This window comes from Curtobacterium pomorum (genome assembly GCF_044497295.1).
Lineage (GTDB): Bacteria > Actinomycetota > Actinomycetes > Actinomycetales > Microbacteriaceae > Curtobacterium.
Genome location: NZ_CP172409.1, coordinates 2,745,308 through 2,770,174, shown reverse-complemented (window position 1 = coordinate 2,770,174; position 24,867 = coordinate 2,745,308). Strand labels below are relative to the sequence as shown.

Genomic DNA, 24,867 nt, shown 5'->3' with positions numbered 1-24,867 from the left:
CGTTCGGCCCGTAGGATGATTCCGCGGACGAATCGATTCGATCGACGCCGCGATCACCTCCTCACCCCTCACCGCCGAAGGACTCCTGCTCGTGACCGCGCCCGCCACCACCGGTTCGCTCCGGGTCGTCCTGCACCCCGGAGACTCGCTCTCCCGCGGGCAGCGACTCGTCTACGTCTTCGTCCTGGGCGCCCTGACAGCGCTCGGGCCGTTCACGATCGACCTGTACCTGCCGGCGTTCCCGGCCATCAAGGAGCAGTTCGGCGTCACCGACGGCGCCGTGCAGCTCACGCTCACGGCGACGACGCTCGGGTTCGCGTTCGGGCAGCTGCTCGTCGGTCCGTGGAGCGACAAGGTCGGGCGCCGACTGCCGCTCATCATCGCGACGACCGTGCACATCGCCGCGTCGATCGGTGCGGCGACCGCCCCCGACATCGAGCTCCTCGCGGTGTTCCGCGTGCTGCAGGGCATGGGTGCGGCGGCCGGTGGAGTCGTCGCGATGGCCACCGTCCGCGACCTGTTCGGCGGCAAGCCGCTGGTCCGGATGCTGTCCCGACTGGCGATGGTGAACGGGCTGGCGCCGATCCTCGCACCGCTCATCGGCTCGCAGATGCTCCAGTTCACCAGCTGGCGCGGCATCTTCGTGTTCCTCGCCTGCTACGGCCTGGCCGTGGTGATCGCGTCGATCCTGCTCATCGTCGAGACCCTGCCCCCGGCCCGTCGCCGCGAAGCCGGGCACTCCACGATCGGCCAGCGGTACAAGGCGCTGTTCTCCGACCGGATCTTCGTCGGCGTCGCGCTCATCGGGGCGATGGTGTTCAGCGGGCTGTTCTCGTACCTCAGCTCGTCGCCGTTCCTGTTCCAGGGTGTCTACGGGCTCGACGCCCAGCAGTACGGCCTGCTCTTCGCCGTGAACTCGGTCGGCGTCGTGCTCGGTGTACAGATCTCCGCGCGGTTGGCGCAGCGCGTCGGTCCGCAGTGGATCCTGGCGTGCTCGACGGCGACCCTGTTCCTGGCGTCGATCGCGATCATCGTGCTCGACCAGGTCGGCGCGGGCCTCGTGGGCGTGCTCGTGCCCCTGTGGTTCTTCATCGCGGCCTGCGGGTTCTCGTTCCCGCTGGTCCAGGTCATCGGGCTCGCCGCCCACGGCAAGGAGGCCGGCACGGCAGCGTCGCTGCTCGGCGCCCTGAACTTCGGCGTCGCCGGCCTGATCTCGCCGATCGTGGGCTGGCTCGGCATCACGACCGCGACCCCGATGGCGATGGTGATGGCTTCGACCTCGGTGATGGCCATCCTGATCCTGTGGTTCGTGGTGCGGCCCCGGACGGTCCCCGAGCTCACGCACTGACGGTTCGCGCGCGACTCGGAACGACGAGATCGACGTCGTGCGACAGCGGTCTCGTCGTTCGGCATCGAGCTTGCGGGACCGGCCGGACAGCGGCCCCCGCGCGTCCATAGGCTGTGCCCATGAGCGACGCGGTGGAGCAGGCACGGGCAGCGGCCGAGGCCGCCAAGCGGGCAGCGGACGAGGCACGTCGGCTGGCCGACGAAGCCGTGCAGCGGGCCGAGGAGCTCGCGGCCGCGCTCGCGGCACGAGCGCCGGTACTCACGCCGGACGCCGAACCGGCGGCCGCCGGGTCCCCGGCACCATCCGGACAGGAGGCCCGGCTCGCCCCCGACGCGGAGCCCGCCTCCGCCGTCCCGTCGTCTCCAGAGCCCGCCCCGGCTGCCGACACCGTGCCTCCCGGCAGCGGCGGTGCGGGCCCGCTGGGACCGGACGCCGTCGCCGCGATCCGCACCGGCTACACCGTCGAGGGGCCGGCGCTCGAACTCGGCGCCCTGGTGAACGGCGAGGCGCAGCCGGATGTCCAGGTCCGCATCCCGCTCGGCATGCTGAACCGGCACGGGCTGGTCGCCGGCGCGACCGGCACCGGCAAGACCCGCACGCTGCAGGTCCTGGCCGAGCAGATCGCGGCGAACGGCGTGCCGGTGTTCGCGGCCGACATCAAGGGCGACCTGTCCGGCCTCGCGGTGGCCGGGCAGGGAAACGAGAAGCTGCTCGCACGCACCGAGGGCATCGGCCAGCAGTGGCAGGGCGTCGCGAGCCAGGCGGAGCTCTTCTCGCTCGGCGGGCAGGGTACCGGTGTGCCGATCCGTGCGACCGTGTCCGGCTTCGGGCCCTTGCTGCTGTCGAAGGTGCTCGGACTGAACGACACCCAGGAGTCCTCGCTCGGGCTCGTCTTCCACTACGCCGTGCAGGCCGGGTTGCCGCTCGTCGACCTGGCCGACCTGCGGAGCGTGCTGACGTTCCTGGTGGGCGACGAGGGCAAGGGCGAACTCGCCGAACTCGGTGGTCTGTCGAAGCAGACCGCCGGGGTGATCCTGCGTGAGCTCATCACGTTCGCCGACAAGGGTGCCGACCAGTTCTTCGGCGAGCCCGAGATCGACACGCAGGTGTTCCTGCGCACGGCGGCGGACGGGCGGGGGATCGTGAGCCTGCTCGAGGTCCCTGGCGTACAGGACCAGCCCGAGGTCTTCTCGACGTTCCTGATGTGGCTGCTCGCCGACCTGTTCAACGAACTGCCGGAGGTCGGCGACCAGGACAAGCCGAAGCTCGTGTTCTTCTTCGACGAGGCGCACCTGCTGTTCAGCGGGGCGTCGAAGGACTTCACGGACCAGATCGTGCGGACCGTGCGGCTGATCCGGTCGAAGGGCATCGGGATCTTCTTCGTGACCCAGACCCCGAAGGACGTGCCGAACGACGTGCTGGCGCAGCTCGGTTCGCGCATCCAGCACCAGCTGCGGGCGCACACCCCCGACGATGCGAAGGCGCTCCGGGCGACGGTGTCGACCTACCCGTCGAGCGACTACGACCTGGGCGAGGTGCTGACCTCGCTGGCGACCGGCGAGGCGATCGTCACCGTCATGAACGAGAAGGGGGCGCCGACGCCGGTCGCGTGGACCCGGTTGCACGCGCCGCAGGGCTCGATGGACCCGATGCCCGCAGCCGAGATGCAGTCGCGGGTGCAGGCATCGCCGTTGCTCGCGACGTACGGCACCCGGGTCGACCCGGACTCGGCGCACGAGATGCTGGCGCGCCGCATGGAGGCAGCTGCTGCCGAGGCTGCGGCGGTCGACGCGCAGAAGGACGCGGCCCTCGCAGCGGCCGAGGCCGAGGAGGAATCTGCGCGGGCTGCTGCGGCCGCGGCCCGGGAAGCCGCGGCGCAGGCCAAGCAGGCGGAACGCGAGCGGGCAGCGGCGCAGAAGGAGTACGAGCGGACGCAGCGCGAGTTCGAGAAGGCCGAGCGGGCTGCGGCGTCGCGGCGTTCGGGTCGGTCGGGACGGAGCACACGGACGACGGCCTCGCGGAAGGCGGACGACCCGCTGTCGGACCTGCTCGGGTCAGGACTCGGGGGCACGATCGCGAAGGAGGTCGTGCACGGGATCTTCTCGACGCTGCGCCGACGTCGGTGAGGTCCAGCGGCTCTGCGCCGACGTCGGTGACGTCCAGCGGCTCTGCGCGTCAGCGACCGAGCAGACCCGTGAACTCGACGACGAGCAGACCCACGACGACGAGTGCCGCCACGCCGCCGACGAGCAGGTAGGCCGGCCGCTGTTCGTACCAGGCGCGGCTCGACGGGTAGCGCTTCGCGAAGACCCGGGCCGAGACCGGACGCGCCTCTTCCGTCAGCTGGACGCCCAGGGCGTCGACGACCTGCGCGAGCCCGTCGTCGCCCCACACGTCGGCGCGGATGCGGAAGAGGTGCGCGCCCGTCGCGTCGAAGGCCACGAGCTCGCGCATGGTGCGGTCGACCGAGCTGCCGTAGGTGGTGGCGAGCACCAGACTGTGCACGCGGTCGCGGGGGATCCGACGGTGCGCGGTGACCACGCCCCGGATCGTCAGACCGTCGGGGTCGATGCCGATGTACGCGGTGCTCAGTCGGACGAACACGATGCCGACGAGGACCGCGAGCGCCACGACCACGGTCGCGACCATCGCCCACGTCCGGAACGGGAACGACACCCAGACCAGGGCGACGGCGAGCGGCACTGCCGAGAACACGATGCTCAGCGCGGTCGAGCGGACCAGGGACCGGCGGGGACGGAGGACGACGTCGTACACGCTGGCGCGCAGGTGTGGCGTCGCTGGCACCGTCATGTCCCCCATGCGCGTCTCCTGAACCCTCGGGCCTCACGGGCACGCCGAATCGGCCGCCCTGCGAGCGACGCCCCTGCCGCTCGATGCACCGCGGTCGGCTCGTCCCGGAGCCGTCCGCTCCCGCAAGCATAAGCGCCCGACGGGGACCGGGGACAGCCCGTTCCACCCCGTATCGGCGTTTGACGGCCAGTCCTTGGCGAACAGGGGACAGCTGGGTCCGCCGCGCGGGGGACCAGCGACGATGCACGCCGCGAACGAAGAAGGCCCCGCACCGGAGTGCGGGGCCTTGCTGGCGGAGAACGGGGGATTCGAACCCCGCAGTTGGGTGCTGCGCGCGCACCCAACTGCTGCTGGCGGAGAATGGGGGATTCGAACCCCCGAGGGCTTGCACCCAACACGCTTTCCAAGCGTGCGCCATAGGCCACTAGGCGAATTCTCCTTGCGCTGTCTCTCGACGGCGACACCCAATGGTACAGGTTCCCGAGGGTGCTCACGACCGTGTGTCGTCGACGCCCGGTGCTCCCAGTTGTCGTGACATGTCCGGCGACTACCCTGGGGCGCGTGTCGACCCGCATCTACATCACGTCAGCAGAAGGGCACACGGGCAAGAGCACCGTCGCCCTCGGTGTCCTCGAGACCCTCGCGCGCTCCGTCGGCCGCGTCGGCGTGTTCCGCCCCGTCGCCCGCTCGGTCGCCGAGCCCGACTACGTGCTCGAGCTGTTGCTGCAGCACACCGCGGTCGGCATCTCGTACGACGACGCCGTCGGGGTGACCTACGACGACGTCCACGCCGATCCCGACGCCGCCCTCGGCACGATCGTGAACCGCTTCGCCCAGGTGGAGCGGCAGTGCGACGCCGTCGTCGTGCTCGGGTCCGACTACACCGACGTCGGCAGCCCCACCGAGCTCTCCTTCAACGCGAAGGTGGCCGCGAACCTCGGCGCGCCGGTGCTGCTCGTGCTCGGTGGTCGCGACGCCGCCGAGCGTGGCGCCCGCACGCCCGAGGGGATGGCGCAGGTCGCGGACGTCACGACGAGCGAACTGCGGGCCGCGCACGCGCAGCTGTTCGGCGTCGTCGTGAACCGCGCCGACCCGGACGCCCTCGCCGCGATCGTGGCGAGCGTCGAGCGAGCCGTGCACGACGACCACCCGGACGTGCCGGTGTGGGCGATCCCCGAGGACCGCGTCCTCGTCGCCCCGACCGTCCGCGCGCTGCTGCAGGCGACCGACGCGACCCTGGTGCGCGGCGACGACGCCCTGCTCGACCGTGAGGCGCTCGGCACCGTCGTCGCCGGGATGAGCATGGAGAACGTCCTGCCCCGCCTGATCGAGGGCGGCATCGTCGTGGTCCCGGGCGACCGCAGCGACGTGCTCATCGCGACCCTGCTGGCGAACCAGTCGGACACGTTCCCGAGCCTGGCCGGCGTCATCCTCAACGGCGGGTTCGAGACCGCTCCGCAGATCTCCCGGCTGCTCGAGGGGCTGTCGAGCTCACTGCCGATCGCCCAGAACGACCTCGGCACCTACGACACCGCGCTCCGCATCACCCAGACCCGCGGGCGCCTGGCAGCGGACTCGCCGCGCAAGGCCGACCTCGCACTCGCCCTGTTCGAGCAGCACGTCGACGCCGAGTCCCTGCGCGACCGTCTGCAGCTCACGCCGTCCGGCGTCGTCACGCCGCTCATGTTCGAGCACGGCCTGCTCGACCGGGCGCGCGGCTACGGCAAGCGCATCGTGCTCCCCGAGGGCGAGGACGACCGCATCCTCCGCGCGGCCTCGACGCTGCTCGCCCGGCAGGTCTGCGAGCTGACCATCCTCGGCGACCCCGCCGCGATCCGCACCCGCGCGACCGAGCTCGGGCTCGACCTCGAGGCCGCGCAGCTCGTGTCGCCGTTCGACCCCGAGCTGCGTGAACGCTTCGCCGAGGAGTACACCCGTCTCCGGGCGCACAAGGGCATGTCGATCGAACTGGCGCGCGACACCGTGACCGACGTCTCGTACTTCGGCACGATGATGGTCCAGCTCGGTCTCGCGGACGGCATGGTCTCCGGCGCGAAGCACACGACGGCGCACACCATCCGGCCGTCCTTCGAGATCATCAAGACCCGTCCGGACACCTCGATCGTGTCGAGCGTCTTCCTGATGGCGCTCGCCGACCGTGTCCTGGTCTACGGCGACTGCGCGGTGATCCCGGACCCGACGAGCGAGCAGCTCGCGGACATCGCGATCTCGTCCGCCGAGACCGCGACCCAGTTCGGCATCGACCCCCGCGTCGCGATGCTCAGCTACTCGACCGGCGACAGCGGCTCCGGGGCCGACGTCGACAAGGTCCGCGCCGGGACCGCCTTCGTCCGCGAACGCCGGCCGGACCTGCTCGTCGAGGGCCCGATCCAGTACGACGCCGCAGCGGACCCGACGGTCGCGAGCACGAAGATGCCGGACTCCCCGGTGGCCGGCAAGGCGACCGTGTTCATCTTCCCGGACCTGAACACCGGCAACAACACCTACAAGGCCGTGCAGCGCTCCGCCGGCGCGGTCGCGATCGGGCCGGTCCTGCAGGGACTGCGCAAGCCGATCAACGACCTCTCGCGCGGTGCCCTCGTCAGCGACATCGTGAACACCGTCGCCATCACCGCGATCCAGGCCGGCACCGCGTCCGACGCGGCCTGACCTGCGCGACCCGCGCCGTGCCTCCCGTCCGACAGAGAAAGTGACCCATCCCGTGACCGCAGCCCTCGTCGTGAACTCCGGATCCAGTTCGTTCAAGTACCAGCTCATCGAACTCGAGGGGGAGCGCACGCTCGCCTCCGGCCTCGTCGAGCGCATCGGCGAGTCGGCCGGCGCGTGGAAGCACACCAACGCGCTGACGGGGGAGTCGTCGTCGAACGACGCCGCCTCCGTGCCCGACCACGCCGCCGGCTTCCAGGCGATGATCGACGCGTTCGCCAAGGTCGGCCCCTCGTTCGACGAACACCCGCCGGCCGTCGTCGGGCACCGGGTCGTGCACGGCGGCACCACCTTCGACCGCGCGACCGTGGTCACCGACGACGTCGAACGGCAGATCGAGGCACTGAACAGCCTCGCGCCGCTGCACAACCCGGCGAACCTCGAGGGGATCCGGGCCGCGAAGCAGGTCTTCTCCGACGTGCCGCACGTCGCCGTCTTCGACACCGCCTTCCACCAGACGATGCCGCCGCACGCGTACACCTACGCGATCCCGGCCGACCTGGCAGCGAAGTACGCCATCCGCCGCTACGGCATGCACGGCACGAGCCACAAGTACGTCTCCGAGCAGGCCGCGGTCTTCCTCGACCGCCCGCTGTCCGAGCTGAAGACCATCGTGCTGCACCTGGGCAACGGCGCGTCTGCCGCGGCGATCGACGGCGGGAAGTCGATCGAGACGTCGATGGGGCTCACGCCGCTCGAGGGCCTCGTCATGGGCACGCGCTCCGGCGACCTCGACCCCGCCGTCCTGCTGCACCTGCACCGCGAGGCCGGGCTGTCCTTCGACGAGCTCGACACCATGCTCAACAAGCAGTCCGGGCTGCTCGGCCTGACCGGCAACGGCGACATGCGCGACGTCCAGGACGCCGCCCTGAACGGCGACGAGGTGGCCGAGGCGGCGCTCGCCGTGTACCGGCACCGCATCCGCCGCTACGTGGGCGCCTACACGGCGCAGCTCGGCGGGCTCGACGCGGTCGTGTTCACCGCGGGCGTCGGCGAGAACAACGCGCTGCTGCGCCGGCGCGTGCTCGCCGGGCTCGAGCACCTCGGCATCGAGATCGACGCGGACCGCAACGAGCTGGGGTCCCGGGAGGCGCGGGTCATCTCGACGGACACGTCCCGTGTCGCGGTGCTCGTGATCCCGACGAACGAGGAACTGGAGATCGCCCGGCAGTCGGCTGCGGTCGCGCTCTGACGGGCGGGCGCGGCGTGCTGCGCTGCGCGCTGTGCCCGCACGGTGCGGCCTGCGTGGGCTGGTGCGGTGTTGGCGGCTGGGTGCGCGCTTGCCGCGCGGCACGGAGCGTGCAAGCCCGCACGGGGTGACGAGGTGCGCACGGTGCGGACGGGAGGCACGGTGCGGGCTGGCGGTGTGCCTCCCGTCCGGCAGTCGGTCGGGGTCACCGCACGGTGCGGCCTGCGTGGGCTGGTGCGGTGTTGGCGGCTGGGTGCGCGCTTGCCGCGCGGCACGGAGCGTGCAAGCTCGCACGGGGTGTGGAGGCCCGCACGGTGCGGACGGGCGCGCGTCAGGACAGGGCGTCGAGGGCCGCGGGGATCGGCGTGTTGCCGCTCGTGACCTCGAACTGGACCCCGACTGCCGCGTCGTCGAGCAGCGCGTGCAGCACCACCGTGGCGACGTCGGCCCGGGGGATCGAGCCGCGCGGCACCGTACGCCCGACGTCGACCGTGCCCTGCGGCGGGGTGTCGAGCAGGGCGCCCGGACGCACGATCGTCCACCGCAGTCGTCGGGCGCGCAGGTTGGCGTCGGCCTCGGCCTTCGCGCGGAGGTAGACCTGGAACACGGCGGCGTCGTCCTTCGCGGGGACCACAGCGGCCTCCGGGTCGTAGGTGTCCGCGGCCATCGCCGACACCATCACGTACCGGTCGATGCCCGCGCGCTCCGCGGCGTCGGCGAGCAGGATCGCGCCGTCCCGGTCGACGGTGAGCTTGCGCTCCGCACCGCTGTTCGGGCCGGCACCCGCGGCGAACACCACGGCGTCGACGCCGCGGAGGCGCAGCGCCAGGTCGTCGTCACCGAGCTGTTCGAGGTCCGCGACGATCGCCGTGGCACCCTGCTGCTCCACGTCGGCGACGTGGGCGGGGTTGCGGACGATCGCGACGGCGTCGTGTCCGGCGTCGGTGATCTGGCGGGCGAGGAGCAGTGCGATCTGGCCGTGTCCTCCGGCGATGGCGATCTTCATGTGTCAATCCTGCCCGGTCGCATCCGGTAGAGTTGTCGGCGGCTCCTCACGTGACGCCATCCAGGTGAACTCCCCCAGGGCGGAAACGCAGCAAGGGTAGCCGGGCTCTGGCGGGTGCGTGAGGAGTCTTCTTCGTCTCCGCAGGGAAATCCGCGACCTCGTGTCGACCGGGAGGCGCGGTGCGGTCCGGACGCTCGGCCCGCCCTGCGCGGGTGGTCCGGTCCAGTGCCCGCGCACCTGTGGAGGGGCACGCGGGTGTCGGTCGTCCCGGCTACCCTGGTCGCGTGGTCACCGCCCTGTATCGCCGTTACCGGCCCGAGAACTTCGCCGAGCTGATCGGGCAGTCGCAGGTCACCGACCCGCTCCGCACGGCGCTCCGCACCAACCGCGTCAACCACGCCTACCTGTTCAGTGGCCCGCGTGGTTGCGGCAAGACGACCTCGGCCCGCATCCTCGCGCGGTGCCTCAACTGCGCCGAGGGACCGACCGACACCCCGTGCGGCGTCTGCCCGAGCTGTGTCGAGCTCGCACGTGACGGCAGCGGTTCGCTCGACGTCATCGAGATCGACGCCGCCAGCCACAACGGCGTCGACGACGCGCGTGACCTCCGTGACCGCGCCGTGTTCGCCCCCGCGCGCGACCGCTACAAGATCTTCATCCTCGACGAAGCGCACATGGTCACCCCGCAGGGGTTCAACGCGCTGCTGAAGCTGGTCGAGGAGCCCCCGGAGCACGTCAAGTTCATCTTCGCGACGACCGAGCCGGAGAAGGTCATCGGCACCATCCGGTCGCGCACCCACCACTACCCGTTCCGGCTCGTGCCGCCCGCGGTCATGCTCGAGCACATCGAGCAGCTCTGCACGCAGGAATCGGTGACGGTCGCACCCGGCGTCCTGCCCCTGGTCGTGCGCGCCGGCGGCGGCTCCGTCCGCGACACCCTGTCCCTGCTCGACCAGCTCATCGCGGGCAGCGAGGACGGCGCGATCGCCTACGAGCGTGCGGTCGCCCTGCTCGGGTACACCGACGCTGCGCTGCTCGACGACGTCGTCGACGCCCTCGCGGTGGCCGACCCGGCATCCGCCTTCGCGGCGATCGACCGTGTCGTGCAGACCGGTCAGGACCCGCGTCGGTTCGTCGAGGATCTGCTCGAGCGGCTGCGCGACCTGATCGTCGTCGCGGCGACGAACGAGAGCGCCGCCGCGGTCCTGCGCGGTGTCTCGCCGGACGAGCTCGACACGATGACGCGACAGGCCGGGGTCTTCGGTGCCACCGGGCTGTCCCGCGGCGCGGACATCGCGAACAAGGCGCTGACCGACATGACCGGAGCGACCTCGCCCCGGCTGCACCTCGAACTCATGACGGCGCGCATGCTCGTGCCCGAAGCGGACGACACCCAGCGCGGTGCCCTGGCCCGGGTGGAGCGGCTCGAGCGTCGCGTCGGTGTCGGGGACGCCGGGGGACACCAGGCATCGGCCGGCGCGTCCGTGGCACCGAGTCAGCCCACCACGACCGCCACGGCGCCCGCACCTGCCCCGTCGCAGGCCGCAGCACCGCGTCGTCAGGAGCCCGCCGCACAGCAGGCCCCGGCGGCGCAGCAGGCTCCGGCCGCGCAGCAGGCCCCCGCCGCAGCGTCGTCGAGCCCGGCTCCGGCAGCGCAGTCCGACGCCGGCAGCGCTGCACGTGACGCAGCAGCGTCGTGGGCCGCGGCCGTCCCGAGCGCACCCGAGCCCGCTGCTCCGGCGGTCCCGACCACGGAACCCGTCAGTGCTTCCTCGACGGGTCAGGGCACGACGATCGGCGACGAGCCGGCGGTCCGGACGGTCGGCGCCGTGGGCTTCCAGCAGATGCGCGACGCCTGGCCCCAGATCGTCGAGCACGTGCAGCACGCCAAGCGGTCGGCCTGGTCGGTCGTCGTCACCGCGCAGGTGACCGCGCTGCGCGACGACGTGCTGACGCTGACCTTCCCGAGCCAGCAGGACGTCGCCTCGTTCAAGGAGATGTCCGACCCCTCGGCGAGCGTGAGCGAACTGCTCCGCGCCGCGATCATGGACGTCATCGGGCTCCGCGTGAAGTTCGTCGCCCGTGGTCCCGGGGGGCCCGGCCAGCAGCGTCCGCCGGCTCCCACGCAGCAGCCGTCCGCCCCTGCCGGCCGTCCGGCGTCCGCGAACCAGCCCGCATCGCAGCCGCAGCCGTCGTCGGCACCGCAGTCCGCCGCGGCCGCTCCGACGTCAGCCCCGGCATCCGCGGCTGCTGCACCCACCGGGGCCGCTCCGGTCGCCCCTGCTGCCGCCGCCGCCTCTGCAGCGCCCGCCACGACGGCGGCACCCGAAGCCGCGGCATCGGCGCCGGAGTCCGTTCCCGCCGCCACCGAGACGGAGCCCCGTCCGGCGCAGGCACCAGCCCCGGCGTCGGCACCCGCTCCCACGCAGGCACCCACACAGGCACCCGCTGCCGAGCAGACACGGGCTCCCGCTCAGGAACCCGCTCGCGCGCAGCCGGCAGCACCGGAACCGTCCGGTGCTCCGGTGACCGACTGGGCCGTCGCGACGATCCCCGCCAGCGACCCGACCGCCGACGCCGTGCCCGAGTCCGTCGAACCCGGCTGGGCCGCCCCGTTCGGCACCGCGCCGGCCGCTGCGCCCGTCGCCCCGGCCGAGTCCGTCGACCCGCAGCAGTCCGGTTCCGGAGCACCCGCGCAACCCGCCGGTGCCACCGCGCCGCACGGGGTGCAGCCGACCGACGGGGGACCGCAGGCGGCGTCGACGACGGTCGCCGCGCCTCCCGGAGGACCCGTCGCGCCGGGCGGTCCCGCCGTCCCGGTCGACGACTACCCGCTGGACGACGAACCGTACGACGACGGCGCGCCGTTCCCGGACCCCGGCCACGGCCGATCGGCCGCGGCCCCCGCGCAGGCACCGACCGCCCCGCGGCAGCCTGCTGCGGTGCAGCCCGCTGCGCCGCAGCCCGCTGCACCGCAGCAGGCAGCAGCGCGCACCGCGCCGCCGGCACGCCGCGCGCCGGTGGCCGGCCGCTACGGCGAGGCCGTCGTGCGTGAGATCCTCAACGCCCAGTTCATCGAGGAGACCGCGCTCCACCAGGACGGTGCCTGATGTACGACGGGATCGTGCAGGACCTCATCGACGAGTTCGGTCGCCTGCCGGGCATCGGCCCGAAGTCGGCGCAGCGCATCGCCTTCCACATCCTGCAGACCGAGTCGTTCGACCCGTCGCGGCTGTCCGAGCTGCTGGCGGACGTCAAGGAGCGCGTGCGCTTCTGCGAGATCTGCGGCAACGTCACCGAGAACGTCCAGTGCAGCATCTGCCGCGACCCGCGACGGTCGCCGGCCACGATCTGCGTGGTGGAAGAGGCCAAGGACGTCGCGGCGATCGAGCGCACCCGTGAGTTCCGCGGGCTGTACCACGTGCTCGGCGGCGCGATCAGCCCGATCGACGGCATCGGTCCGGACGACCTGCGGATCCAGCAGCTCATGACCCGTCTGGCCGACGGCACGGTGGAAGAGGTCATCATCGCGACCGACCCCAACCTCGAGGGCGAGGCGACGGCGACCTACCTGAGCCGGCTGCTCGTCCCGATGGGCATCCGGACGACCCGGCTGGCCTCGGGCCTGCCGGTCGGCGGCGACCTCGAGTACGCCGACGAGGTCACACTCGGTCGTGCGTTCGAGGGCCGTCGCGTCGTCGGCGGCTGAGCTCCACGCAGGATCGTTGCGTGTGGGGCGGCCCGCACGCAACATCCTCGAAACACCGACTACCATTGTGAGACCGCGTGACCTCGCGGTGTCGCCGTCTCCGGGAGTACCAGCCAGTGGCCTTGATCGTGCAGAAGTTCGGTGGATCCTCCGTCGCGGACGCCGAGAGCATCAAGCGCGTGGCGAAGCGGATCGTCGAGACGAAGAAGGCCGGCAACGACGTCGTCGTGGCGGTCTCGGCCATGGGTGACACCACCGACGAACTCGTCGACCTGGCGCACTCGGTCACCCCGATCCCGGCCGGCCGTGAGCTCGACATGCTCCTCACCGCGGGGGAGCGCATCTCGATGGCGCTGCTCGCGATGGCGATCAAGAGCCTCGGCGTCGAAGCCTCGTCGTACACCGGCAGCCAGGCGGGCATGCTCACCGACGCCCAGCACGGCAAGGCGCGCATCGTCGACGTCACCCCGAAGCGGGTCCGCGAAGCGCTCGACTCCGGTCACGTCGCCATCGTGGCGGGGTTCCAGGGCTTCAACCGCACGACCGGTGAGATCACGACGCTCGGCCGCGGCGGTTCGGACACCACCGCAGTCGCCCTCGCCGCCGCCCTCGACGCCGACGTCTGCGAGATCTACACCGACGTCGACGGCATCTTCACCGCCGACCCCCGTGTCGTCCCGAAGGCGCGCAAGGTCGACCGCATCACCAGCGAGGAGATGCTCGAGCTCGCCGCGTCCGGCGCCAAGGTCCTGTACATCCGTGCCGTCGAGTACGCCCGCCGGCACGGCGTCACCCTGCACGTCCGGTCCTCGTTCAACAACACCGAGGGCACCATCGTCTACAACCCTGCCGAGGGGGAAACCGTGGAAGAACCGATCATCACCGGGATCGCCGGAGACCTCTCCGAGGGGAAGATCACCGTCGTGGGCGTCCCGGACCAGCCGGGCAAGGCCGCCGAGATCTTCACCAACGTCGCGCGCGCCGGAGCGAACATCGACATGATCGTCCAGAACGTGTCGGCCGCGTCGACGGGGCGGACGGACATCTCGTTCACGCTGCCGAAGGACCAGGGCCAGACGGTGCTGACGGCGCTCGAGGTCGCGAAGTCCGACATCGGCTACGAGAGCATCCAGTACGACGACCAGATCGGCAAGCTCGCCCTGGTCGGTGCCGGCATGCGCACCAACGCCGGCGTCTCGGCGAAGCTCTTCCGCGCGCTGCACGACGCGTCGATCAACATCGAGATGATCTCCACCTCGGAGATCCGCATCTCGGTCGTCACCCGCGCCGACACCCTCAACGAGGCGATGCGGGTCGTGCACAGCGCGTTCGACCTCGACGCCGACGCCGAAGCCGTCGTCTACGCCGGCACCGGCCGCTGAACCACGCTGACCCGCTGAACACCAGGAGCACCGCATGAGCACCCTCACCGTCGCCGTCGTCGGCGCCACCGGACAGGTCGGCGCCGTGATGCGTCGTCTGCTCGAGGACCGCGCGTTCCCGGCCGACCAGGTCCGGTTCTTCGCGAGCGCCCGGTCCGCCGGCACGACGCTGCCGTTCCGTGGCGAGCAGATCGTGGTCGAGGACTCCGAGCTGGCCGACCCGTCGGGCATCGACATCGCCCTGTTCTCCGCCGGAGCCACGGCCTCGCGGGCCCTCGCGCCGAAGTTCGCCGCCGCCGGGGCAGTCGTCGTCGACAACTCGAGCGCCTGGCGCATGGACCCCGAGGTCCCGCTCGTCGTGAGCGAGGTCAACCCGCACGCGATCGACCAGGCCCCGAAGGGCATCATCGCGAACCCGAACTGCACCACCATGGCGATCATGCCGGTGCTCAAGGTGCTGGACACCGAGGCCGGGCTCCGCCGCCTGGTCGCCACGACCTACCAGGCCGTCTCCGGCTCCGGGCTCGCCGGCGTCGAGGAGCTGCTCGGTCAGGCGCGTGCCGCCCTCGAACAGGACACCGCCGGGCTCACCCACGACGGTTCCGCCGTGACGTTCCCCGAGCCGGTCAAGTACGTCCGCCCGATCGCCTTCGACGTCGTGCCGCTCGCCGGCAGCATCGTCGAGGACGGCCTCGGCGAGACCGACGAGGAGAAGAAGCTCCGCAACGAGAGCCGCAAGATCCTCGAGCTGCCCGACCTGCTCGTCGCCGGTACCTGCGTGCGGGTTCCGGTGTTCACCGGTCACTCCATCTCGGTGCACGCCGAGTTCGAGCGTCCGCTGTCGCCCGAGCGTGCGACCGAGATCCTGTCGAGCGCGCCCGGCGTCGAGCTCTCCGACGTGCCGACGCCGCTGCAGGCCGCCGGCCAGGACCCCGCGTTCGTCGGTCGGATCCGTGCCGACCAGTCCGCGCCCGAGGGCCGTGGGCTCGCGCTGTTCGTCAGCAACGACAACCTGCGCAAGGGTGCCGCGCTGAACGCCGTGCAGATCGCCGAGGCGATCGTCGCGCGCCGCACCGTCGCCGCGTAGCCGAACGGTCGCCGTGCGCGGCTGACCGGCCTGTCGGCGGACGCCGGTAGGATCGACGGGTGGCAGTGAAGCAGGTGGATCCGATCGATGTCGTCCTCGTCGGGGGAGGCATCATGAGCGCCACCCTCGGCGCCATCATCCACCGGCTCGAGCCGTCGTGGAAGATCCGGGTGTACGAGCGCCTCGGCACCGTCGCGCAGGAGTCCTCGAACCCGTGGAACAACGCCGGCACCGGGCACTCCGCACTCTGCGAGCTGAACTACACGCCCGAGCTCGCCGACGGTCGCGTCGACATCGCGAAGGCCGTCACGGTCAACGAGCAGTTCCAGGTCTCGCGGCAGTTCTGGTCGCACCTGGTCGAGACCGGCACGCTGCCCGATCCGTCCAGCTTCATCAACCCGACCCCGCACATCTCGTTCGTGTGGGGCGCCGACAACGTCGAGTACATGCGCAAGCGGTACGAGGCGATGCAGGGGCACCCGCTGTTCGCGGGGATCGAGTTCTCCGACGACCCCGCGCAGATCCGCAAGTGGGCGCCGGCACTCATCCCCGGCCGCAAGAAGGACCAGCCGATCGCGGCGACCTACTCGGCGGCCGGCTCCGACGTCGACTTCGGATCGCTCACCCGACAGCTGTTCGACCAGCTCGAGCTCGACGGGCTCGAGTTCGAACCGAACCACCAGGTCAAGAACATCACGCGGGGCAAGGACTTCGACGGCTGGGCGCTCGACGTCCTGAACGAGGTCGGTCGGTCGACCCAGAAGATCGCCGCGAAGTTCGTCTTCGTCGGTGCCGGTGGCGGGGCCCTGCAGCTGCTGCAGAAGTCGGGCATCCCGGAGATCCGCGGCTACGGCGGCTTCCCGGTCTCCGGTGAGTTCCTGCGCACCGACGACCCCGAGGTCGTGCAGAAGCACGCGGCCAAGGTCTACGGCAAGGCGAGCGTCGGAGCGCCGCCGATGTCGGTGCCGCACCTGGACACCCGCATCGTCGACGGCAGCGCATCGCTCATGTTCGGCCCGTACGCCGGGTTCAGCCCGAAGTTCCTGAAGCAGGGATCGCTGCTCGACCTCTTCAAGTCGATCCGGCCGCACAACCTGCGCCCGATGCTGAGCGTCGCGTTCTCGAACTTCGACCTGGTGCGCTACCTGGTCGGCCAGCTGCTCGCCTCGAAGCAGACCAAGTTCGACGCCCTGCGCGACTTCATGCCGAACGCCGAGCCCGAGAACTGGCACAAGATCATCGCCGGCCAGCGGGTGCAGGTCATCAAGCCGGACAAGGACAAGGGCGGGGTGCTGCAGTTCGGAACCGAGGTCATCACCGCTGCCGACGGTTCGATCGCCGGGCTCCTCGGCGCCTCGCCGGGCGCGTCGACCGCGGTGCCGATCATGCTCGGCCTGCTCCGCACCTGCTTCCCGGAGCGCTGGGACGGCTGGCAGGACGCGGTCCACGAGATGGTCCCGACCTACGGGCAGGACCTCGGCGACGACGCCGCCCTGGCCGACGCCACCCTCGAGCGCACGGCGAAGGTGCTCGGCCTGCACCACTGACCCCCACGCCGCTTGCGACGCGTTCGAACATGTGTTCGAATGGCGGCATGCGGTGGAGTGGACAGGCGATCGATGCCGAGCAGAGCGATGCGCTGCCGGGCATGGAGTCGAACAGCGGCTTCGTCCGGAGTGTGACCACGCCGGAGTTCGCGGGCGTCACGTTCCACGAGGTCCTGGCGAAGAGCGCGTTGAACCGCGTGCCGAGCGCCGACGGCTCCGGCACCTACGGCTGGACCATCAACCCGTACCGCGGGTGCAGCCACGCGTGCGTGTACTGCTTCGCGCGGCCGACGCACACCTACCTCGAGTTCGACGGCGGAGCCGACTTCGACCAGCAGATCGTCGTGAAGACGAACGTCGCCGACGTCCTGCGGCGTGAGCTCGGCAAGCCGACGTGGGACCGGCACCCGATCGCGCTCGGCACGAACACCGACCCGTACCAGCGAGCCGAGGGCCGCTACCGCCTGATGCCCGGGGTGATCCAGGCGCTGGCGGACAGCCGGACGCCGTTCAGCATCCTGACGAAGGGCACACTGCTTCGGCGCGACCTGCCGCTCCTGGCCGAGGCCGCCAAGGTGGTGCCGGTCGACCTGGCGATGTCGATCGCCGTGTACGACGACGACCTGCAGCAGTCGGTGGAGCCCGGTACGCCCACGACGGCGGCGCGGCTCGCCACCGTCCGGGCGATCCGTGACGCGGGCCTCGACTGTGCGGTGTTCCTCATGCCCGTGCTGCCGTACATCACCGACACCCGCGCACAGCTCGACGACTCCGTCGGTCGGGCTGCGGCTGCCGGGGCCACGAGCGTCATGTACTCCGCGCTGCACCTGCGGCCGGGCGTGAAGCCGTGGTGGTTCGAGTGGCTCGGACGGGAACGGCCCGACCTGGTCGCGCGCTACCGGGCGATGTACCTCGACAACACCTACGCGCCGAAGGACTACCGCCGCTGGCTGTCGGAGCGCATCCGGCCGATCCTGGCGGCGCACGGCGTCGGCCTCGGGCGGGTGGACCCGGCGACGGGGTCGATGGGCTTCTCGGATCCCTCGACGGTGCCGCAGGAGCAGTCGATCCCCACGACGTCGCCGCTCAAGCGCGCGGATCCGGGGTTCGACCGACGACTGCTCCGACCGGTCGCGACGCAGACGTTGTTCTGAGCACCAGGCGCTCCGCGTTCGGGGGACAGTGGTACTCGGCGGGGGCCGGTATCATCGAGCGGGTCGCCGAACTGCCCAGGTTTCGGGGTACACGGTCAGCGCCGCGGTGTTGGATCGTGGGCGGCTATCCCGCCACCCGGAAGGACCCACCTCGTGCTCGGCATCCCCACGCACCTCGCACCGCGAGTGAACGCGTGGTCGACGGTGCGGGCGTTCCACGCCGGTGCGATCGGATCGCTGGTGGCGGCGGCGATCGCGTTGCTGCTGTACCGGCTGTCCGAGCCCGACGTCCAGGTGATCGGCGCGGTCCTGGCACTCGTCCCGATGCTCGGCATGATCGGTGTGCACGTGCAGTTCGGCACCTGGCGCTCCGCGGTCGCGTTCCTGGTGGTCGGCGGCGTCTGCGCCTGGTGGTTCGCGACCGTCGTGCAGCAGCAGGTGCCGTTGGGCTGGGTCACCTCGTACCTGCTGTCGCTGGCGGTCATCCCGCTCATCCTGGTCGGTGGCGCCGGCGCGGTGCCGAGCCGCGTCGTGCTGTGGTCCTTCCTCGGGTTCCTGACCGGTCGGGTCGCGACGTGGATCGCGATCGTCCAGGCCGACAGCCCACCGCGTCCGCTCGTGCTCGCCTGGGTGACGCTCGGCTTCGTGGTGGTGCTGGTCCTGTTCACGAGCCGCAGCACGGGTCGCTCCGAGCGGGTGCAGCCGGAGCTGCTGCGGTCGGCGCGCGAGGAGCACGTCTCCGCGTACCGTGCCGGCGTCGAGGCCGAGGCGGCTGCGATCCTGCACGACACCGTCCTGAACCACCTCAACGCGATCGCCCTGGCACCCGACGGTCCGATGGACCCCCACCTGGCCCGGACCGTCGAGGCAGACGTCGCCGTCCTGACCGGCAAGGGCTGGCTCGCACCGGCCGCGCGGCAGCGGCCCGGTGCCGCGGTCGACGCGTTCGCCGTCATGGTCGACGAGCACCGCGCGGCCGGTCTCGACGTCACGGTGTCCGGCGATCCGTCCGCTCTCGACCGGCTCGACCAGCGTGCGGTCACCGCGCTCGTCCGTGCCGTGGGGCAGTGCCTGGCCAACGTCCGCAAGCACGCCGGCACCGACGCGGCCGAGGTCAGCGTCTTCGACGACGGGACGTCGTGCACCGTGATGGTGGTCGACGACGGTCGCGGCTTCGACGAGGACACCACGGGCGCCGACCGCATGGGACTGCGCGGCTCTGTGCGCGACCGCATCGCCCGGGTGGGCGGGGACGTGCAGATCTGGTCGTCGCCCGGCTCGGGCACGAGCGTGATGATGACGGTGCCGTTCGGGCCGGTCACCGACACGGTCGACACCGTCGCCCCCGGCCACGTCGACGCCGTCGTCCCCGGTGAGCTCGGCGGGCGGGGGACCGACCGGTGAGCGCCACGACCGGAGCCCGCCGGACCGCGCAGCAGTACGACCCGCTCGGCGCGATGGGATCACGTCCGCTCGCGATCGGCCTCGGTGCCTTCAGCATCGTCTGGGCGCTCCTGGTGTCCGTGTTCGACCGCGACGTCGTGGGCAGCCCCACCCTCAGCGCGCTCACCGTCATCCTGGTCGCGGCGTCGGCAGCGGTCGTGTTCACCGCCTCGAGTCCGTTCCGCGCACCGTTCCCGCGGTGGGCGTTCGTCGCGCACGTCGGGCTGCTCGGCCTGGCGTCGGTGACGAGCGTCGCCGCGCAGTGGGGCCCGGACCGCAGTGCCCTGAACGACTTCATGTCGCTCATCACGGCGACCGGAATCGTGATGGTCGCGCCCTACCGGCCGTGGACGGACCTGACCATCGGCGGAGCCCTGCTCGCCGTGGTGAACGCCGTGACCTGGGGCGTGGGCGCAGCGACGTTCCCCCACGAGATCCCCGTCGCCGTCGCAGCCTTCCTGGCGGCGGCACCGACCCTGGTGCTGACGGCGGCGTCGGCGGTGTTCGCGTGGACGTTCGCCGGCCTGGCCGAGCGGGTGCAGATCCGGGCCGGTTCCTACTCCGTCGAGCGTGCGGAGCGGGACGGCATCGCGGCGAGCGTGCAGCAGGACCGGTCGACGATCCTGGCCCGCGACGTCGCGCCGTTCTTCGCCGAGCTCCGCACACGCGAGGTCATCACCGACGCCGACCGCGCACGGGCCCGACTGATCGCCGACGGCATCCGCCGGGCGATGGTCGCCGATGCGGATCGCACGTGGTTCGAGCAGGCCGTGCGGATCGAGGGTGGGGACGCTCCGGTGGTCGACGACCCGGACGGACTCGCCGCCGTGCTCGACGCCGACCAGCGCTCCGTGGTGCGGACGTTCCTGCGGGCGGCGTTCCGCGCGTCGACCGTCGACCCCGCCGGGTTCCGGGCGACGGTCCGGCGCGCGGACGAGCAGGACGACGCGGCCACCCGCGCCGATCACGCCCGCACCGGAGCCGCCCGCGTGCTGCTCGAACTCGACCTCGCCGTGGCCGATTCCGACATCGGGATCCACCGCACCTTCGACCCCTACTTCGCCGTCCTCCGTGTGACGTTCCCCGACCTCGACGTCGCGGTGCGTCCGTCCGCCCTCGCACTAAGGTTCTCCTATGACCAGCACTGACCCGAACAGGCTCTCGGAGGGGTCCCCGTCCCTCCCGAACCCGGGGGCACGACGTGTGCGGTTGGCCATCCTCGACGACCACGAGGTGCTGCTGGACAGCCTGTCGAGCTGGATCGCGGTGAACGCGTTCGACTTCGACCTGGCCCTGACCGCGCACACCTGGCTCGAGATGGTCCACAGCGACAGCTTCCCGACCGACCTGGTGTTCCTCGACTTCCAGCTCAAGGAACCCGTGTCGATCGAGGCCCGTGTCCGCACCTGCCGTGCCGCCGGCGCGAAGGTCATCGTGCTCTCCAGCGTCGACAGCCGCGAGTCCCGCGACCGTGCCCTGGCAGCAGGTGCCGCGGCGTTCCTGTCGAAGTCCCTGCCGATGCGCGAGGTCATGGACGTCGCCCGCGAGATCATGGGTGTCGCACGTGAGACCCCGCAGCCACGCGAATGGCGTCCGCTGCCCACCGGGGCGGCCGCGCACCAGCGTCCGAAGCTCAGTGCCGGCGAGGAAGAGGCGTTGCGGTTGTACGTGTCCGGCTACTCGACCAACGAGGTCGCCGCGCAGATGAACGTGCAGTACGAGACGGCGAAGACCTACCTGCGCCGCGTCCGCGAGAAGTACAGCAAGGTCGGTCGTCCCGCCTCGAAGAAGTCCGACCTGATCCGGCGGGCGGCCGAGGACGGGTTCCTCGCGTAGTGGCGAAGCTCTACTTCCGCTACGGCGCGATGAACAGCGGCAAGAGCACGGGGCTCCTGCAGGCTGCCTACAACTACGAGGAGCGCGGGCACCGGGTCCTGCTCGCCAAGCCCGCGGTGGACACCAAGGGCGACCGTGAGATCGTGTCCCGCCTCGGCGTGACCCGGACCGTCGACCTGGTCTTCGCACCCGACGCCGACGTCCGGTCCGCGGTCGCCGCCGCCGGTGCGGTCGACCCCGAGTCGGCCCGCCTCGACGGCATGGTCCGCGCGGTCAGCTGCGTCCTGGTCGACGAGGCGCAGTTCCTCACCCCGCAGCAGGTCGACGACCTGCTGCGCATCGCGGTCCTCGACGAGATCCCGGTGATCACGTACGGCATCCGCACCGACTTCCGCACCGAGGCGTTCCCCGGCAGTGCGCGCCTGCTCGAGGTCGCGCACTCGCTCGAAGAGCTCAAGACGATCTGCCGCTGCGGTCGCAAGGCCGTCTTCAACGCCCGCACCGTCGACGGCCGGTTCGTGTTCGACGGCTCGCAGGTGGCCATCGACGGTGTCGACGTCGCGTACGAGTCCCTCTGCGCCAACTGCTACCTGACGGAGTCCGGCGGCCGCCTCGACGGCGCCTGACACGTCCTGCCGCGTCGCGTCCTGCGGGTGAGCGGAGGACGGCCGGGAGGCGCGGGGCGGCGCCGCCACGGGCCTCCCGTCCGTCCGTCAGATGCGTCCAGAGCACGCGGAATGCGTGCGACGCGGCGCGCGTTGGCAACCACATGAGCGACGACACCCTGCACCTGTCCGTCCTGGACCTGGCGACGCGCGAGTACGGCCAGTCCAACACCGAGGCCCTGCAGGGCTCGATCGACATGGCGGTCCACGCCGAGAAGCTCGGCTACGAGCGGTTCTGGGTCGCCGAGCACCACGGCATGCCCGGCATCACCTCGTCGGCCCCGGCCGTCCTGCTCAGTGCCGTCGGCGCGGCCACCTCGACCATCCGCATCGGGTCCGGCGGCGTCATGCTGCCGAACCACGCGCCACTCGTGATCGCCGAGCAGTTCGGCACGCTCCGTGCGCTGTACGGCGACCGCGTCGACCTCGGGCTCGGCCGTGCGCCGGGCACCGACGGGGCGACCGCGATGGCGCTGCGCCGTACCGACCGGCTCGACGTCGACGACTTCCCGGACCGTCTCGCCGACCTGATCGGGTTCTTCACCGGCATGGACGAGTCGAACCCGCTGTCCCGCATCCGTGCGGTCCCCGGGTACGGCGACGTGCCGGAGTTCTGGCTGCTCGGGTCCTCCGGGTACAGCGCGCAGGTCGCCGGGGCGCTCGGCGTCTCGTTCGCCTTCGCCCACCACTTCGCGTCGGACAACACCGAGGCGGCGCTCGCCCTGTACCGGGACTCGTTCCGGCCCTCGCGGTTCCGCCAGACGCCGAACGCCCTCATCGGCGTGCAGGTCGTCACGGACGAGGACCCGGCCGTCGTCGACGAGCAGAGCGCTCCCGGGATGATCTCGTTCATCCGGATGCGGCAGGGGGCGAAGCCCGAGCCGGTCTCGATGGACGAGGCGCGTGCGTACGAGTTCACCGACCTCGAGCGTCGGTTCATCGCCGCCCGCACCGAGCGCCAGGCGTACGGTACCGCCGACCAGGTGGCGGACAAGATCAACGCGCTCGTGGCGTCCACCGGGGCGAACGGCGTGATCGTCGCTCCGGGTGCTGCGCAGGCGCGGTACCGGCACCAGGCGCTCGACGTCGTGGCGGGGCTGCACGCCGCGGGGCGGCTCGTGCCCGCGGGTGCGGCGGCGTCCGCGTCGGTCTAGCGCGTTCTCGTTCGCTCGTTCGCTCGTTCGCTTGGTGAGCAGAAATGGTCGGGTCGCCCTCGGGCACCCGACCATTTCTGCTCACCAGGTGGGGCGGCACCTCAGCTGAGCAGGCCGAGGCGCGTCGCCGCAGCCACGGCGCCGACGCGCGAACCGACGTCGAGCTTCCGGAACACGTTGTAGACGTGCCGCTTGACCGTGCCGATCGCGAGCTGCAGGTCCGCCGCGATCTCGGCGTTGGTGCGCGCGGCCGCGAGGAGCCGCAGGACCTCGAGTTCGCGGTCGCTGAGCGGTGACCCCGCGCGGGCCTCGGTGACCAGGTCGACCGGGAACGTCACCGGTGCGGCATCGGCGTGCGCGGCGCGGGCGATGCGGTCGACGAGTTCGCGGCTCGGGGTGTCCTTCGTCACGAAGTCGACCGCGCCGGCGTCGAGCAGCGTCCGACGCAGGACGGCGTCGCGGTGCATCGTGAGCACCACCACGCGGATGTCCGGACGGGTGCGGCGGACCGTGGCGATCGTGGTGCGCGCCGGCGGACCGTCGAGCTCGACGTCGAGGAGCAGGACGTCGATGGCGGCCGCCTCGGGGGAGTCGAGCACGTCGGACGGACGCTCGGCGTGTGCGACCACACGGATCGTGGGGACGGCGGCGAGGATCGTGGCCAGTCCTTCGCGGAACAGCTGGTGGTCGTCGACGATGGCGACGTGTGTGACGGTCACAGCGTGCCCCGCGGGATCGTCAGGCGCACGGTGGTGCCGCTGGCGGTGCTCGGGCTGCTCTCGACGTCGAGTCGCGCGCCGATGACCGCGGCCCGCTCGCGCATCGTCTGCTGCCCGAGGCGTCCGTCGGCGTCGGCATCGGGGTCGAAGCCCGGACCGTCGTCGGCGACCGTGACGACGAGGGCGGCCGGCGTCCACGCGAAGTGCACCTCGGCGGTGGAGTCCGGAGCGTGCTTCCGCCGGTTCGTGAGCGCTTCGAGCAGGATCGTCAGTGCTTCCTCGGCCTGCCAGTTCGGCAGCTGCTCGGGCGTGCCCGTGGCACGGAACGACAAGCGGTCGTCGTCGGGGAAGAGGTCCCTGGCGTGCCGGGCGAGCGCATCGTCGAGCAGTGCATCACCGACGCGGGCGTGCAGGCTGACCGCCAGGTCCTGTACGTCGCCGAGTGCTCCGCGCAGCAATCGTGCGGCGTCGTCGAGCTGCGCCGCCCGCTCAGCGGACGGGGGATCGGTCAGCAGCACCAGGTCGAGCCGCTGGAGCCCTGCGAGGATGCCGTGCGCCACGCGGTCGTGCAGGTCTCGCGCGATCTGCGTGCGGGAGTCCAGGTGCGCCGTCGTGACGCGTTGGCGCAGCGCCTCGGTGTAGGCGACGGCCCCGGCGGGGAACCGGCTCCAGATGCCCGCGTGCAGGGCCCTCGTGGCACGCAGGACGTCGGCGGTGGACTCCGCGCCGACCTCGTCCACGAAGAGCGGCAGGTAAGCGTCGAAGAGCATCTCCGCCGCGAGCATCGCGCCGGCGGGGTGCTGCGCGTGCTCGGCGTGCAGGGAGCCGGTGGCCAGGTGCTCCGGATCGAGGTAGGTGTTGCTCACGACGCTGCCCGCGGCGCCGGCGGCGTAGCGCGCGTGTGCCTCGGCGATCATCGACGTCACGTTGTCGACGAGGTTCTGCGTCAGGACCGGGTCGTCGGCGAGCTCGGGGAACTGTGCGGCGATCTGTGCGAAGACGGCGGCGAGTCGATCGGGGATGTCCATGGCGGTCGCGAGCGTATCGCCCGTGTCGCAGCGCGATGGGGCCGCACGCCGCACGATGGGTC

The 24,867-nt window shown here is 71.6% G+C and carries 19 protein-coding genes, 1 tRNA gene and 1 other RNA gene; 16 read left to right on the top strand and 5 right to left on the bottom strand.

From position 1 onward, the window contains the following. Nucleotides 1–91 precede the first annotated feature (91 nt). Together ACGH48_RS13115 and ACGH48_RS13110 are read left to right on the top strand one after the other, a co-directional pair. The gene (locus ACGH48_RS13115) at nucleotides 92–1,348 is read left to right on the top strand and encodes a multidrug effflux MFS transporter (RefSeq protein ID WP_123313816.1); all 1,257 of its coding nucleotides are present in this window, start codon (nucleotides 92–94) and stop codon (nucleotides 1,346–1,348) included. A gap of 119 nt (nucleotides 1,349–1,467) precedes the next feature. Continuing rightward, entirely contained in the window at nucleotides 1,468–3,474 is a 2,007-nt protein-coding gene (locus ACGH48_RS13110; RefSeq protein WP_396288904.1) for a helicase HerA-like domain-containing protein, read from the top strand. Nucleotides 3,475–3,523: 49 nt separating this feature from the next. On the opposite strand, the gene ACGH48_RS13105 is transcribed toward ACGH48_RS13110, so the two are convergent. After that, nucleotides 3,524–4,168 carry a hypothetical protein gene (locus tag ACGH48_RS13105; protein WP_396288903.1) on the bottom strand — a complete coding sequence of 215 codons (645 nt, stop codon included), beginning with the start codon at nucleotides 4,166–4,168 and terminating at the stop codon, nucleotides 3,524–3,526. Between the two features lie 342 nt (nucleotides 4,169–4,510). Next, nucleotides 4,511–4,598 (bottom strand) — tRNA-Ser (locus ACGH48_RS13100). Between the two features lie 122 nt (nucleotides 4,599–4,720). Here ACGH48_RS13100 and pta point away from each other — a divergent pair. Further along, nucleotides 4,721–6,829 carry a phosphate acetyltransferase gene (gene pta / locus ACGH48_RS13095; RefSeq protein WP_123313813.1) on the top strand — a complete coding sequence of 703 codons (2,109 nt, stop codon included), beginning with the start codon at nucleotides 4,721–4,723 and terminating at the stop codon, nucleotides 6,827–6,829. A 52-nt stretch (nucleotides 6,830–6,881) separates the two neighbouring features. Then, nucleotides 6,882–8,078 (top strand): acetate/propionate family kinase, encoded by a 1,197-nt coding sequence (locus tag ACGH48_RS13090; RefSeq protein WP_123313812.1) that lies wholly within the window; start codon nucleotides 6,882–6,884, stop codon nucleotides 8,076–8,078. A 328-nt stretch (nucleotides 8,079–8,406) separates the two neighbouring features. Here ACGH48_RS13090 and ACGH48_RS13085 read toward each other — a convergent pair whose 3' ends face one another. Next, nucleotides 8,407–9,081: an SDR family oxidoreductase gene (locus tag ACGH48_RS13085; protein ID WP_123313811.1), complete on the bottom strand. Its 675-nt coding sequence runs from the start codon at nucleotides 9,079–9,081 to the stop codon at nucleotides 8,407–8,409. Between the two features lie 37 nt (nucleotides 9,082–9,118). On the opposite strand from ACGH48_RS13085, the gene ffs reads away from it, so the two are divergent. The 12 genes from ffs to ACGH48_RS13025 all read left to right on the top strand — a co-directional run bounded on the left by ffs (nucleotide 9,119) and on the right by ACGH48_RS13025 (nucleotide 23,058). Next, nucleotides 9,119–9,215: signal recognition particle sRNA small type (ffs, locus tag ACGH48_RS13080), an RNA gene on the top strand. 150 nt (nucleotides 9,216–9,365) lie between these two features. Beyond that, on the top strand, nucleotides 9,366–12,191 hold the full coding sequence (locus ACGH48_RS13075) for a DNA polymerase III subunit gamma and tau (protein ID WP_396288902.1): 2,826 nt from the start codon (nucleotides 9,366–9,368) through the stop codon (nucleotides 12,189–12,191). Further along, on the top strand, nucleotides 12,191–12,790 hold the full coding sequence (gene recR / locus ACGH48_RS13070) for a recombination mediator RecR (RefSeq protein WP_111084231.1): 600 nt from the start codon (nucleotides 12,191–12,193) through the stop codon (nucleotides 12,788–12,790). Before ACGH48_RS13075 ends, recR begins: the two co-directional genes overlap by 1 nt. 116 nt (nucleotides 12,791–12,906) lie before the next feature. After that, nucleotides 12,907–14,172: an aspartate kinase gene (locus ACGH48_RS13065; RefSeq protein WP_111084230.1), complete on the top strand. Its 1,266-nt coding sequence runs from the start codon at nucleotides 12,907–12,909 to the stop codon at nucleotides 14,170–14,172. 34 nt (nucleotides 14,173–14,206) lie between these two features. Next, nucleotides 14,207–15,259: an aspartate-semialdehyde dehydrogenase gene (locus tag ACGH48_RS13060; protein WP_396288901.1), complete on the top strand. Its 1,053-nt coding sequence runs from the start codon at nucleotides 14,207–14,209 to the stop codon at nucleotides 15,257–15,259. A gap of 59 nt (nucleotides 15,260–15,318) precedes the next feature. Continuing rightward, nucleotides 15,319–16,806 (top strand): malate:quinone oxidoreductase, encoded by a 1,488-nt coding sequence (locus ACGH48_RS13055; protein ID WP_396288900.1) that lies wholly within the window; start codon nucleotides 15,319–15,321, stop codon nucleotides 16,804–16,806. A 47-nt stretch (nucleotides 16,807–16,853) separates the two neighbouring features. Beyond that, entirely contained in the window at nucleotides 16,854–17,960 is a 1,107-nt protein-coding gene (locus ACGH48_RS13050) for an Rv2578c family radical SAM protein (protein ID WP_396288899.1), read from the top strand. Between the two features lie 153 nt (nucleotides 17,961–18,113). Then, nucleotides 18,114–19,364 (top strand): ATP-binding protein, encoded by a 1,251-nt coding sequence (locus ACGH48_RS13045; protein ID WP_340196464.1) that lies wholly within the window; start codon nucleotides 18,114–18,116, stop codon nucleotides 19,362–19,364. Next, nucleotides 19,361–20,551, top strand: coding sequence for a hypothetical protein (locus tag ACGH48_RS13040; RefSeq protein WP_396288898.1), 1,191 nt, complete (start codon nucleotides 19,361–19,363; stop codon nucleotides 20,549–20,551). Before ACGH48_RS13045 ends, ACGH48_RS13040 begins: the two co-directional genes overlap by 4 nt. Next, on the top strand, nucleotides 20,538–21,239 hold the full coding sequence (locus ACGH48_RS13035) for a response regulator transcription factor (RefSeq protein ID WP_035808846.1): 702 nt from the start codon (nucleotides 20,538–20,540) through the stop codon (nucleotides 21,237–21,239). The genes ACGH48_RS13040 and ACGH48_RS13035 overlap by 14 nt, the downstream gene beginning before the upstream one ends. After that, a complete protein-coding gene (locus ACGH48_RS13030; RefSeq protein ID WP_123313805.1) occupies nucleotides 21,239–21,865 on the top strand; it encodes a thymidine kinase in 627 nt (208 codons plus the stop codon). Before ACGH48_RS13035 ends, ACGH48_RS13030 begins: the two co-directional genes overlap by 1 nt. 143 nt (nucleotides 21,866–22,008) lie before the next feature. After that, nucleotides 22,009–23,058 (top strand): LLM class flavin-dependent oxidoreductase, encoded by a 1,050-nt coding sequence (locus ACGH48_RS13025; protein ID WP_396288897.1) that lies wholly within the window; start codon nucleotides 22,009–22,011, stop codon nucleotides 23,056–23,058. Nucleotides 23,059–23,159: 101 nt separating this feature from the next. On the opposite strand, the gene ACGH48_RS13020 is transcribed toward ACGH48_RS13025, so the two are convergent. After that, entirely contained in the window at nucleotides 23,160–23,777 is a 618-nt protein-coding gene (locus tag ACGH48_RS13020) for a response regulator (RefSeq protein WP_148061796.1), read from the bottom strand. Next, nucleotides 23,774–24,805, bottom strand: a complete 1,032-nt coding sequence (locus tag ACGH48_RS13015; RefSeq protein WP_396288896.1) for a sensor histidine kinase — start codon at nucleotides 24,803–24,805, stop codon at nucleotides 23,774–23,776. Before ACGH48_RS13015 ends, ACGH48_RS13020 begins: the two co-directional genes overlap by 4 nt. Nucleotides 24,806–24,867 lie beyond the last annotated feature (62 nt).